The 12,132-nt window shown below is 65.4% G+C and carries 12 protein-coding genes and 1 pseudogene; all 13 read right to left on the bottom strand.

Annotated elements, in window-relative coordinates; all coding sequences use genetic code 11:
• Positions 1-318: 318 nt before the first annotated feature.
• Positions 319-719: pseudogene (locus tag B9N97_RS36515) on the bottom strand (DUF3362 domain-containing protein).
• Between the two features lie 221 nt (positions 720-940).
• Entirely contained in the window at positions 941-1,087 is a 147-nt protein-coding gene (locus tag B9N97_RS36510; RefSeq protein ID WP_244560974.1) for a hypothetical protein, read from the bottom strand.
• Between the two features lie 56 nt (positions 1,088-1,143).
• Positions 1,144-2,433, bottom strand: a complete 1,290-nt coding sequence (locus B9N97_RS36505) for a YgiQ family radical SAM protein (RefSeq protein ID WP_244560973.1) — start codon at positions 2,431-2,433, stop codon at positions 1,144-1,146.
• A gap of 191 nt (positions 2,434-2,624) precedes the next feature.
• Positions 2,625-3,209: an MFS transporter gene (locus B9N97_RS36500; RefSeq protein WP_348520099.1), complete on the bottom strand. Its 585-nt coding sequence runs from the start codon at positions 3,207-3,209 to the stop codon at positions 2,625-2,627.
• A gap of 3 nt (positions 3,210-3,212) precedes the next feature.
• Complete coding sequence (locus tag B9N97_RS36495; RefSeq protein WP_244560931.1) at positions 3,213-3,872, bottom strand: MFS transporter; 660 nt, start codon at positions 3,870-3,872, stop codon at positions 3,213-3,215.
• Positions 3,873-4,106: 234 nt separating this feature from the next.
• Positions 4,107-4,682 carry a TMEM175 family protein gene (locus B9N97_RS28450; protein ID WP_085090776.1) on the bottom strand — a complete coding sequence of 192 codons (576 nt, stop codon included), beginning with the start codon at positions 4,680-4,682 and terminating at the stop codon, positions 4,107-4,109.
• Positions 4,683-4,699: 17 nt separating this feature from the next.
• The gene (locus B9N97_RS28445) at positions 4,700-5,416 is read right to left on the bottom strand and encodes a YoaK family protein (RefSeq protein WP_085090775.1); all 717 of its coding nucleotides are present in this window, start codon (positions 5,414-5,416) and stop codon (positions 4,700-4,702) included.
• A gap of 482 nt (positions 5,417-5,898) precedes the next feature.
• Positions 5,899-7,230, bottom strand: coding sequence for an ISNCY family transposase (locus B9N97_RS28440; protein WP_085083673.1), 1,332 nt, complete (start codon positions 7,228-7,230; stop codon positions 5,899-5,901).
• 327 nt (positions 7,231-7,557) lie between these two features.
• Complete coding sequence (locus tag B9N97_RS35270) at positions 7,558-7,929, bottom strand: hypothetical protein (protein ID WP_143266898.1); 372 nt, start codon at positions 7,927-7,929, stop codon at positions 7,558-7,560.
• A gap of 174 nt (positions 7,930-8,103) precedes the next feature.
• Positions 8,104-8,967, bottom strand: coding sequence for a phosphate ABC transporter ATP-binding protein PstB (gene pstB / locus B9N97_RS28435; RefSeq protein WP_432264212.1), 864 nt, complete (start codon positions 8,965-8,967; stop codon positions 8,104-8,106).
• A gap of 2 nt (positions 8,968-8,969) precedes the next feature.
• The gene (gene pstA, locus B9N97_RS28430) at positions 8,970-9,851 is read right to left on the bottom strand and encodes a phosphate ABC transporter permease PstA (RefSeq protein WP_085091165.1); all 882 of its coding nucleotides are present in this window, start codon (positions 9,849-9,851) and stop codon (positions 8,970-8,972) included.
• Between the two features lie 5 nt (positions 9,852-9,856).
• Positions 9,857-10,840 (bottom strand): phosphate ABC transporter permease subunit PstC, encoded by a 984-nt coding sequence (gene pstC / locus B9N97_RS28425; protein ID WP_085091164.1) that lies wholly within the window; start codon positions 10,838-10,840, stop codon positions 9,857-9,859.
• Between the two features lie 108 nt (positions 10,841-10,948).
• Positions 10,949-12,016, bottom strand: coding sequence for a phosphate ABC transporter substrate-binding protein PstS (gene pstS / locus B9N97_RS28420; RefSeq protein ID WP_085091163.1), 1,068 nt, complete (start codon positions 12,014-12,016; stop codon positions 10,949-10,951).
• Positions 12,017-12,132 lie beyond the last annotated feature (116 nt).

Here is a 12,132-nt window from a genome sequence, read left to right as displayed (position 1 = left end):
CGTTCGGCGCGGGGTGCGTTTCGACAGAGCCATGGGTTCCAACCGGGGCAGGGCCGGCCGTAAAGGCGGCGGCGCCGTTGGGGGAAATGCGGGATTGACAGGTGCGGGGCTTCAGGCAGCCGGCGCGAAGGCGTTATGCGGCGTTAGATGCGCTCTCTTCCCGAGTGGCATGGGTTCGAGGCACGAAGAACCAGCCTGAACAGCGACAACTGCGCGTCATCCCCGCGAAGGCAGGGATCCAGTGTTCCCGAAGCGACCGCTCCGGAAAGGCTGGATTCCCGCCTTCGCGGGAATGACGACCGAAGAAGTCCTTGAACGCTACCGGCCCTTCAAATTCGTCTGGCGTGGCTTCATGCCGGAAGGCTTGCCTCCAACCCCGGCCGGTTTCGCCCCCGGCGGCTTTCCCACCGGCGGCACCACGCGGCGCCCCTGGCCGGCCTGCTGGGTCAGGAAGGTCTTGCCTTTCGGTCCCTTCTCCCGCGGCTTGGCGGTGGCGCCGACCGGTTGCCAAGCCGGGATCAGATGCTCTTCGCCCGGTCCGATCAGGTCCTCGCGGCCCATGCGTTTCAACGCCTCGCGCAGGATCGGCCAGTTCTCCGGATCGTGGTAGCGCAGGAAGGCCTTGTGCAGGCGGCGCTGCTTCAGCCCCTTCGCCGACGACACCATCTCCGACCCGACGCGGCGCACCGGGCGCAGGGATTGCGCTCGCTGTGGTACATCGCCGTCGCCAGCGACATCGGCGAGGGTAGGAAGGTCTGCACCTGATCCGCCTTGAAGCCGTTCCGCTTCAGCCACAGGGCGAGGTTCATCATGTCCTCGTCCGTCGTGCCGGGATGGGCGGCGATGAAGTAGGGGATCAGGTAGAGCTTCTTTCCCGCCTCCTTCGCCGCCTTGTCGAACATCCGCTTGAACTCGTCATAGGCGCCCATGCCGGGCTTCATCATCTTCGCCAGCGGACCCGGCTCGGTGTGTTCCGGGCGATCTTCAGGTAACCGCCGACATGGTGGGTCACCAGCTCCTTCACATATTCCGGATTGCGGACGGCGAGGTCGTAGCGCAGCCCAGACGCGATGTGGATCTTCTTCACCCCCGGCACCGCGCGGGCCTTGCGGTAGAGCTGGACCAGCGAGGAATGGTCGTGTTTCAGGTTCTTGCAGATGTCCGGGAAGACGCAGGACGGACGCCGGCAGACCGATTCCGTCTCCTTGTCCTTGCAGCGAGGCGGTACATGTTGGCGGTCGGCCCGCCCATGTCGGAGATGACGCCGGTGAAGCCCTTGGTCTTGTCGCGGATATGCTCGATCTCGCGCAGGATCGACCCTTCCGACCGGCTCTGAATGATGCGTCCCTCATGCTCGGTGATCGAGCAGAAGGAGCAGCCGCCGAAGCAACCGCGCATGATGTTGACCGAGAAGCGGATCATCTCCCAGGCCGGGATGCGCGCGTCGCCGTAGGACGGGTGGGGCGCACGGGCGTAGGGCAGGTCGTAGACGCCGTCCATCTCGTTGTCTCCAACGGGATCGGCGGCGGGTTCAGCCACACGTCGCGGTCGCCGTGGCGCTGGACCCAGCGCGCGGGCGTTGCCGGGATTGCTCTCCTGGTGCAGCACACGGCTGGCATGGGCATAGAGCACCTTGTCGGCCGTAACCTGCTCGTAGCTGGGCAGGCGGACCACCATGCGGTCGGCCCCGGCGGCGCGCGGCGACACCGTTGCGGCGGGGTCGTCGATGGAGCTGCTGTCGACCACGGTCCAGCCTTCCGGCAGGGACGAGCGCATGATGGCGGTGCCGCGGATGTCGGTCATCGCCTTGGGCGATTCTCCATTCAGCGCACGCTGGGCGATCTCGATGATGGCGCGTTCGGCGTTGCCGTAGACCAGCATGTCCGCCTTGGAATCGACCAGGACGGAGCGGCGGATCTTCTCGCTCCAGTGATCGTACTGGGCGATGCGGCGCAGGCTCGCCTCGATGCCGCCCAGCACGATGGGGACATCCTTGAAAGCTTCGCGGCAGCGCTGGGAATAGACGATGACGGCGCGGTCCGGCCGCTTGCCGCCCTCGTCGTTCGGCGTGTAGCTGTCATTGTGGCGCAGGCGGCGGTCGGCCGTGTAGTGGTTGACCATCGAATCCATGTTGCCGCCGGTCACGCCCCAGAACAGCCGCGGCTTGCCCAGGATCTTGAACGGCTCCGCACTGCTCCAGTCCGGCTGGGCGATGATGCCGACGCGCAGCCCCTGCGATTCCAGCAGTCGGCCGATGATCGCCATGCCGAAGCTGGGATGGTCGATATAGGCGTCGCCGGTGACGACGATGACGTCGCACTGGTCCCAGCCCAGCCGGTCCATTTCCGCACGCGACATCGGCAGGAAGGGCGCCGCCTTGGGGCGCACGCTCCGGTCCGGGCGGTGGGCGAACAGGTTGGGGGCCGCGAGCATCGCGTTCTCCGGGTCTCTATCAACAATGCGGATGGATAAGCCTACAGTCTTACCTTGTCGGCCGGCAAAATCCCACCGCTGATAACGCAGCGGAGCAATGGGACATTGTGCGGGGTGGCGCGACAGCTATGTGGGACGCCCCACAGCCGGTGCAAGGGCCGGCCATGGGTCAGGAGGGCAGGGGGTAACGTTCAGGCGGCGACGCCGTCCGCCCCCACCGCCCGCCCGTTGCGGCGCGCCACCACCCAGCCGATCAGCGCGCCGGCCAGCAACACCAGCGCCGCAATCAGGAAGGCGGCACCCGGGAGCGGAAACAGCGGTTCGCTGCCCACCGATGCGGAATAGACCGCCCCGAAGAAGACCGGCGACAGGATGCCGGCGACGCTGGCCACGCTCATGTTGGCGCCCTGCAGCTGACCCTGCTCCGACGGGCTGACCCGTTGCGTCATCAGCGACTGGATGGTCGGCATCGCCAAGCCCCACAGCGCGTTCGGCAGGATGGCGAGTGCGAACCAGCCGCCGGTCGGCGCCAGCCCCATGCAGGCCAGCCCGGCGGCCCCGCCGAACAGGCCGACGACCATCGTGCCGCGATCGCCCAGCCACGTCACCATGCGCGAGACCACCAGCCCCTGCATGACCATGTCGAGCGCGCCGACCACCGCCAGCAGAAGCCCGACATCCCAGGCGCTCCAGCCATAGCGGTGCGCGGCATAGAGCACGAAGACGGCCGGGAAGACCTGGTGGGAGACATGAAGCATGAAATTGACCGCCGCCAGCCCCTACAGCTCCGGGTGCGAACGCAGCAGGCGCAACGCTCCGAACGGGTTTGCCCGGCGCCAGGAGAAGGCCATGCGGCGATCATGCGGCAGCGATTCCGGCAGCACCACCAGACCATAGAGGAACGCCAGCCCGCTGAGCAGGCCCGCCCCCCAGAAGGGTGCCCGCGGCGAGATCTCGCCCAGCAGGCCGCCCAGCAGTGGACCGGCGATGAAGCCGGCGCTGAACGCGGCACCGATCAGACCATAGGCGCGCGCCCGCTGCTCCGGCGGCGTCACGTCGGCCATGTAGGCGAAGACGGTGGTGAAGCTGGAGGAGGTGATGCCGGCGACCGCCCGCCCGACCACCAGCCACCACAGGTTCGGCGCCACCGCCATCAGCACATAATCCGCCGCCAGCCCCAGCGCCGACAGCAGGATCACCGGCCGCCGCCCGAACCGGTCGGACAGCGATCCGATCACCGGGGAGCAGAAAAACTGCATCAGCGCCCACAGCGCGATCAGCGCACCATTGATGGTGCCGGCCTGGGTGTCGGCTCCGGCGAATTGCTCGATCAACGCCGGCAGCACCGGAATGACGATGCCCATCGCGACGATGTCGAGCGCCGCGGTGACGAGAATGAAGGCCGTCGCGGCTTTGCGCGGACGAAGAACGGCAGACATGGAAAAGACCTTCAGGAACAACGAGGTTTAAGGCGCCCGAACAGGGCGCGGGCGCGCCCCGGCCAGAGAGGGCAGGCCGGGCGGCATCGCGCAGTGAAGCATCATCATAGGCTGTGTGCAGCCCTTTGTGAAGCGAAATATTTCCGACCGCGGATATGTTTTGCCGACGCACGCGGCGCAGCCGGCTTGCTCGCCACCGCCATCGGCAAAATCATGCATGCGCTGATCGCTTCGTCATCCCTCCAAGGTGCGTTCGATCCGGCGGTCCGGCACCAGCCACAACAGGATCACCAGGACATACAGCAGGATGGACAGCCATTGCAGGATGAAGGCCGCCGGAATGGCCAGCACATAGATGGCTATGCTGATTTTTCCCTTCAGATCGGTCCCGACGGCACGGGCCACCGCCGACTCCCGGCCGCCGCAGGCGATGATCGCCCGTTCGGTCAGGCTGTAGCCGACCGCCGCCATGCCGAGGACGACGCCATAGGCCGCCGTCGCCACCGGCGAGAACGAGCTGTCGTCGAGCCAGCGGATGACGAAGGGCACCAGCGACAGCCAGAACAGCAGGAACAGATTAGCCCACAGAACCCGCCCGTCGATCCGCGTGGTCGCCTGCAACAGATGATGATGGTTGTTCCAGTAAAGTCCGACATTGATGAAGGACAGCACATAGGCCAGCAGAATGGGAACACGCTCGGTCAGTGCGGCGAGACTTCCGTCGGCCGGCACCTTCAACTCAAGCACCATGATGGTGATGACGATCGCCAGCACCCCATCGGTGAACGCCTCCATCCGGCCGGCCTTCATGATCGATCTCCGGAGCGTCAGGCTGCCGCCGGCGCGGCAGCGACGGGGTGAAGCGCGCAGACTGCGGTGCCGGCCAACACCAGAGCGCCCACGACGACCAGGGGTAGCACCAGTCCGCTCTGCATCACCATGACGGCGCCGATGGCAGCCCCGAGGAAGATCGCCGCCACGCTGGCCAACCGCCTGCCGAGGTTGATGTTCGCTCCGCCGGCGAGACTGGAATCGGCGGCCACCCCGGTCAGGGTCAGGGTCAGAACCGTCGTGGTGAGGTCGGGAACCTTCAGTTGCCGTACGGTTCCGTTCCGGAAGCCCATGGCAAACCCGGTCAGGGCGATGATCGCATAGATGCCGAACGCCCTGGATTGCTCCCCGACATTGGGGTCGGTGTCGAAGCCGGCAGCGACGACCGCCGCGATCCAGAACAGCGACGTTTCGAACAGCGCGGAGGCCAGCAGCCAGTGCCGCATCGGCCGTCCCGCCAGCGTCCTGCCGAGCCGTCCGGCGATCAGCGCCCCGGTAAGGAAGGAGGCCAGCGCCGTCACCGCCGGCACGACCAGAAAGCCCGGCGTTCCCACCGCGGCGAAGCCGAGAAAGACGATGTTGCCGGTCATATTGGCGGTGAAGACCTTGCCCAGACCAAGAATGCTGATGGCATCGACCAGCCCCGTCGTCACCGACAGGAGCAGCAGAAGCCATGGCAGGGGAGAAGTGCCGCTTGCAGCCGGTGCGGACATTGTCGTCGCCTTCCCAATGAAACAGGTGGGGGGAGCGACAAAGTCTGTCATCCACGCGATTCCGGTCTTGTCGGTTCGCGGCCGGTTTGGAAAAATCTGCACATCCTGCCGATGCGGCGGAATTCTTGGTACCGGCACAATGTCATCACGGGACTGACAGTTCTATGTTGCGCCGGATTGACAGTTTAGCTTTGCGCCTACAAATTTTGTTGCAACCGGATAGAAATGTCAGTGGTTTGCGCAAAGTAGGAATGTCAGTAGGTCAGGCTTAGGCTTGACGGTGTGTCGGGGGGGCGGCCTTTTTCGGCATATCTGGCATGGATGCGTTTGGGATCGGCTCGGCGGCGCGGTCAAGCCCCATCGCCGCTTTGCGGTGCGCCGCAGGCGCAGGGCTTGACGGCGGCGACGATCGCCGAGCCATCATCCTGCTGCCAGAAATGCCGGCCGCATCGGGTCTTCAAGTCGGGGGCAAACACCTGCGGTCAGTCGGCCGCGCAGGCACTGTCGGGTGGTCCGCCCTGCCGCTTGCGCCGGCCTGTCTTGCGGTAGCCGGTCTTCTCGCTGTTGGTCTTCACCCGAGGTGGAGGTCGGCTCTCCTGCATCTCCTTCACCTGGGCCAGCACCGCACTCAGCCGCTTGTTCTCCACAACGTCGGCCTGGGTGACCCGCTGGTCCTTGTCGAAGGCCCGATAAGACAAGGCCACCCCCTTCCATCGCACCTCCAGACGGCCATCGGCGAAGGCGTAGGTGTCGACATACTGGCCAACCAGCCCCCGCGTCAGCTCCGTCTCCTCCAGCATGATCAGCTTGCGCTCGTAGGACAGCGTCAGCTGCTGCCCGACATGGCGCTGTTCGCGCCAGCACAGCACCTGGCGCAGCCGATCCGGCGCGATGTTCAACGGCCGGTGCAGATCGTCCGGCCGGGAAGGGGGCAGGGCAAAGCGGGCGTTGAAGCGCTCGACGAAGCCGGGCAGGAAGGCGTTGCCCGCCTCGATGCCGGTGATGCCGGCCAGCCGCAACTCCTTCACCAGCCGGTCCTGCAGCGTCCGGTTCACCCGCTCGACCCGCCCTTTGGCTTGGCTGGAGTTGGCACACAGGATCTCGATGTTCAATTCCGCCAAGGCCCGGCCGAACTGCGTCATGCCCTGGCCACCCTTCGCCTCGCGCTGTGGAACCCGGAACACCGTGGCTTTGTCCGAGTAGAAGGCCAACGGCCGGCCATGGGCGTTCAGATAGCCCTCCAGCGCCTCGAAGTAGGAAAAGGCGCTCTCCGATTGAGCGAAGCGAAGCTGCATCAACTGGCCTGTCGCATCGTCGATGAACACCAGAAGCGTGCAGGGATCGGCGCGATCCTCGAACCAGCGGTGCTCGCTGCCGTCGATCTGGATCAACTCGCCGAACCGCTCGCGGCGCAGCCGGGGAGGGTGGAACTGCCGGCGCTGCCGACGCGACAACCACAGACCAGCGTCCGTCATCCACTGGCGCAACGTCTCGCGCGAGACCGTCAGCCCATGCTTGTCCCGCAGCAGTTCCGCCGCCAGGGTCGGGCCGAAATCGCCATACCGGCTGCGAACCAACTCCAGCGCCCGCTCCCGCACATCATCGCCAAGCCGCCGGTTCGATGGACGGCCGCGCCCCCGGTGAACCAAAGCACCGCCGCCACCGGCCTTGTAGCGCGCCAGAAGCCGCCACACCTGACGCTCGCTCAAAGCCAGAACCGACGCCGCCGATCCGATCCCACGGCGACCGCTCAGCACCTCGCCGAGAACCTCGACCCGTTGCAAGTCCCGTTCGCTCATCGTGATCCAGCCCATCGCCAGCCTCCCAGCCGTCGAAAACCGGATGGAAGACTGACACTTCTATGTTGCGCTGGACTGACATTTTAGCTTTGCGCCTACAAATTTTAGACGCATAAGCATGATTATGGAAAAATCGCGGCACAAGCAAGGGATGCCGGGTAGTCTTCGGGCCCGTGGTGAGTGCTTCCTTCCCCAACCGCCGCGCAGTGACCTTGCCTGCCCTACGTCTTGTCGAACTTTCTCGTCGCAGCTATATTCAGATGCAGGTGGCGGCGTACTGTAAGAGATGCCGGGTAGCCTTCGGGTCCGTGGGGCGTGTCTCTCTCCCCAGCCGCTACCTTCTCAGCAGCCATGACGAACCAATATTCCGCGCATTCGTATGTTTGCGATCTGGTCGTTGTTGGACCGACGCAGAGACTGCAAATACACTTCTCTGCGGTCTACAGTCACTTTGATGACTGCGCACCACCAAGCCGAATCGTGGTGTGCCACAATCACGTGTCTTTCACGATCCTCTCTGACCTCACCCTGGTCCAGGATCGATTGAAGACGTGCGAACGCTTCGGCTGTCCATCTGTGCTTTTTGTGGCTGTCCCGGGTCTCCGACGATAGGAACACGCGGGTCGTCTTGGCGCCAAGATGCCTTTGAATATCGGCGGGGAGCAGCGCCACGACGACGATGCCGGAAGCATCCGAAGCAAGAAAGTCCTTCACGCCGCCGGTGTTCCCGCCATCATGCTGACTGGGCGGAGCCTACCTTACTTGCAAATCGCACGGAAGACGGCGGTTGAGCTGATGCGTGCCGAGAACAGCCCCCGGTATGTCCCGCATCAAGATTTTGCGCCGCCGGCCCTTCCCAAGCGCGGGAAGAACCGGCGGCGCAAAACGTCAGCCGAAGCGGCCGGTGATGTATTCGGACGTCTTTTCCTTGGTCGGATTGGTGAAGATCTCTTCCGTGTTCCCGAATTCGATCAGCTCGCCCAGATACATGAAGGCGGTGAAGTTGGAGATGCGGGCCGCCTGCTGCATGTTGTGGGTGACGATGGCGATGCAGTAGTCGGAACGCAGCTCGTCGATCAGCTCCTCGCACTTGGCGGTGGAGATGGGGTCGAGCGCCGAGGTCGGCTCGTCCAGCAGCAGGACCGACGGCTTCACCGCGATGGCGCGGGCGATGCACAGGCGCTGCTGCTGGCCGCCGGACAGGCTCATGCCGTTCTGGCGCAGCTTGTCCTTCACCTCGTCCCACAAGGCGGCGCGGCGCAGCGAGAACTCCACCCGCTCGTCCATGTCGGCGCGGGACAGCTTCTCGTACAGCTTCACGCCGAAGGCGATGTTGTCGTAGATCGACATCGGGAAAGGCGTCGGCTTCTGGAACACCATGCCGACGCGGGCGCGCAGCAGGTTCAGGTCCTGCTTGGGCGACAGGATGTTGTGACCGTCCAGCAGAACCTCGCCGGTGGCGACTTGCTTGGGATAGAGGTCGTACATCCGGTTCAGGATGCGCAGCAGGGTCGACTTGCCGCAGCCCGACGGGCCGATGAAGGCGGTGACCTGACGGTCGTACAGCGGCAGCGAGATGCTCTTCAGCGCCCGGTAGCCGTCATAGAAGAAGTCCAGGTTGCGGACGCTGATCTTCTCGGGCAGGCCGGCGCCGGCGATCGGGCGTTCGGCAGCGGTCCCGGCGAGCATGCCGGGCGGCATCTGGTGGCTGCCGTGGGTGGGGCTGTTGGCGTCCATGTGGGTCATCGTCATGGTTACTTTCTCGTCGTGCCGAGACCGGCCAGCAGCCGGGCGCCGATGTTGAGGAGCAGGATGGCGACCGTGATCAGCAGCGCGCCACCCCAGGCCAACTGGCGCCAGTCCTCATAGGGCGACATCGCGTACTGGAAGATGACCACCGGCAGGTTGGCCATCGGCGCGTTCATGTCCGCGCTCCAGAACTGGTTGTTCAGGGCGGTGAACAGCAGCGGCGCGGTCTCGCCGCTGATGCGGGCGACGGCCAGCAGGACGCCGGTGATCATGCCGTTGCGGGCGGCGCGGTAGGCCACCATGGTGATGACCTTCCACTGCGGCGCGCCAAGGGCGGCTGCGGCCTCGCGCAGGCTGTTGGGCACCAGCTTCAACATGTCCTCGGTCGTGCGGACGACGACCGGGATGACCAGAACCGCGAGGGCCATGGCGCCGGCCCAGGCCGAGAAATGGCCCATGCGGATGACCAGAACCTCGTAGACGAACAGACCGACCATGATCGACGGCGCGCTCAGCAACACGTCGTTGATGAAGCGCACCACCTCGGCCAGCTTGGTGTTGCGGCCGAACTCCGCCAGGTAGGTGCCGGCCATCACGCCGACCGGCGTGCCGACCAGCGTGGCGACCGTGGTCATGATGACGCTGCCGAAGATGGCGTTCAGCAGACCGCCCTCCCCGCCCGGCGGCGGCGTGTTCTCGGTGAACAGGCTGAGGTTGATGGCGGACAGCCCGTTGTAGAGCAGCGTCCACAGGATGGCGACCAGCCAGAACAGGCCGAAGCCGGCGGCGCCCAGCGCCAGGGTCAGCGCCACCTTGTTGGCAATGCGCCGGCGGTGATACAGCCCCCCGATGGGGGTCGCCAGCGTCGCGGAATTGGACATCGTCATGGGCCTCAGACTCCGGCCTTGCGCTGCAGGCGCAGCAGCATCAGCTTGGCGATCGACAGCACGGTGAAGGTGATCAGGAACAGGATCAGGCCCAACGCCACCAGCGACGCGGTGTAGACGTCGCCGACCGCCTCGGTGAATTCGTTGGCGATGGAGGCCGAGATCGTCGTGCCCGGCGCCATGATCGAGGAACTGATGCGGTGCGCGTTGCCGATGACGAAGGTGACCGCCATCGTCTCGCCCAGCGCGCGGCCGAGACCCAGCATGACGCCGCCAACGACGCCGGTGCGGGTGTAGGGCAGCACCACGTTCCAAACCACCTCCCAGGTGGTGGCGCCCAGCCCGTAGGCGGACTCGCGCACCATCGGCGGCACCGTCTCGAAGACGTCGCGGGTGATGGAGGTGATGAAGGGCAGCACCATGATGCCCAGGATCAGGCCGGCGGTCAGGATGCCGATGCCGTAGGGCGGGCCCATGAACAGGTTGCCGATGCCGGGGATCTGGCCCAGCGTGTTGATCAGGAAGGGTTGGATCGTCGACTGCATGAAGGGGGCGAAGACGAACAGGCCCCAGATGCCGTAGATGATGCTGGGAATGCCGGCGAGCAGCTCGATGGCGACGCCGAGCGGGCGCTTCAGCCAGGCCGGGCACATCTCGGTGATGAACAGCGCGATGCCGAAGCTGACGGGAATGCCGACGGCCATGGCGATGAGGGAGGTAACCAGCGTGCCGTAAATGGGGGCGAGCGCGCCGAATTGCTCGGACACCGGGTTCCAGACTTCGGTCGCGACGAAGCCGAAGCCGAACGTGCGCAGTGCCGGAAGCGCGCCGTCGATCAGGGAAACCGTGACGCCGCCCAGGATCAGCAGGACGAGCAGCGCGAATGCGAGGGTGGCGTTGCGGAAGGCCGCATCCTGCAGGCGCTGGCGGCGGGCCCGTCGGGCGGTGGAGGCGTGTGCGTCGGTCAAGGTCAGCGCGATCTCGGTCATGGCCGCTCCGTGAGGCGTGCGGTGGGAACGGCGCAATTTCCGTTCCCACCGGCGATCATGCCCTTGGGCGTGCCGGCCTGCGGCACGCCCAAGGTCGGTTGGCCGTGGTTACTTGGCCGACGCGGTCCAGACCGGCTTGCCATCAGCCTGGATGGTCTGCGCCCAGGTCTTCTGGACCAGCGACACCACCGAGGCCGGCATCGGGACATAGTCCAGCTCGGTCGCCATCTTGTCGCCGTTCTTATAGGCCCAGTCGAAGAACTTCAGCGCTTCGGCGGAAGCCGAGGCGTCCTGCGGGTTCTTGTACATCAGGATGAAGCTGGCGCCGGTGATCGGCCAGCTCTCCGCACCCGGCTCGTCCGTCAGCAGGACGTAGTAGCCCTTGGCATTGGCCCAGTCGGCATTGGCCGCGGCAGCCTGGAAGGCCTCGATCTTCGGAGCGACGGTCTTGCCGTCCTTGTTCTGCAGGTCGAGGTGGGTGATGTTGTTCTGCTTGGCGTAGGCGTATTCGACGTAGCCGATCGAGCCGTCCGTCTGCTTGACCATGTTGGCCACGCCTTCGTTGCCCTTGGCGCCGATGCCGGCCGGCCACTGGACCGAGGTGTTGGCGCCGATCTGGGTCTTGAACTTCGGGCTGGTCTTCGACAGGTAGTCGGTGAACAGGAAGTTGGTGCCCGACCCGTCGGAACGGTAGACCGGGGCGATGGCGGTGTTCGGCAGGTTGACGTTCGGGTTCAGCGCCTTGATCTGGGCGTCGTTCCACTTGGTGATCTCGCCCATGTAGATGTTGGCGAGAACGGTGCCCGACAGCTTGACCTCACCGGCCTTGATGCCCTTCAGGTTCACGACCGGAACCACGCCGCCCATGATCATCGGGAACTGGATCAGACCGGCCTGCTCCAGCTCTTCCGGCTTCAGCGGCATGTCCGAAGCGCCGAAGGTGACCGTCTTGGCCTTGATCTGCTTGATGCCGCCGCCCGAACCGATCGACTGGTAGTTCAGGCCCGTGCCCGTCTCCTTCTTGTAGGCGTCGGCCCACTTGGCATAGATCGGGTACGGGAAGGTGGCGCCGGCGCCGGAGATGTCGGCGGCCGAAGCGACCGACAGCGGGGCGACCGACACGGACAGAGCGGCCAGGGCACCGAAGGCGGCGCAGCGAACGAACGCCGAAGTCATGGTTTTCACGGCAAAACTCCCGATAGGTTTGGACGGTGTCGTTGGGTTGGAGAAATGCCCGGCCTCGGCCGGACGTCGTAACCCGCCTTCTTCGTCGCGGTGACCATAGCCGCCGC

Origin of the sequence: Azospirillum oryzae (assembly GCF_900177515.1) — a bacterium.
GTDB lineage: Bacteria > Pseudomonadota > Alphaproteobacteria > Azospirillales > Azospirillaceae > Azospirillum > Azospirillum oryzae_A.
Note: the sequence above shows the minus strand (reverse complement) of the source record. Positions and strands in the feature narration are given on the sequence as shown.

Coding starts and splice junctions, on each gene's coding strand:
- B9N97_RS36505 (WP_244560973.1), bottom strand. CDS start 2,433: ATGCTCGCGGCCCCCAACCTGTTCGCCCACCGCCCGGACCGGAGCGTG.
- B9N97_RS36495 (WP_244560931.1), bottom strand. CDS start 3,872: ATGTCTGCCGTTCTTCGTCCGCGCAAAGCCGCGACGGCCTTCATTCTC.
- B9N97_RS28450 (WP_085090776.1), bottom strand. CDS start 4,682: ATGAAGGCCGGCCGGATGGAGGCGTTCACCGATGGGGTGCTGGCGATC.
- B9N97_RS28445 (WP_085090775.1), bottom strand. CDS start 5,416: ATGTCCGCACCGGCTGCAAGCGGCACTTCTCCCCTGCCATGGCTTCTG.
- B9N97_RS28440 (WP_085083673.1), bottom strand. CDS start 7,230: ATGGGCTGGATCACGATGAGCGAACGGGACTTGCAACGGGTCGAGGTT.
- pstB (WP_432264212.1), bottom strand. CDS start 8,967: ATGACGATGACCCACATGGACGCCAACAGCCCCACCCACGGCAGCCAC.
- pstA (WP_085091165.1), bottom strand. CDS start 9,851: ATGACGATGTCCAATTCCGCGACGCTGGCGACCCCCATCGGGGGGCTG.
- pstC (WP_085091164.1), bottom strand. CDS start 10,840: ATGACCGAGATCGCGCTGACCTTGACCGACGCACACGCCTCCACCGCC.
- pstS (WP_085091163.1), bottom strand. CDS start 12,016: ATGACTTCGGCGTTCGTTCGCTGCGCCGCCTTCGGTGCCCTGGCCGCT.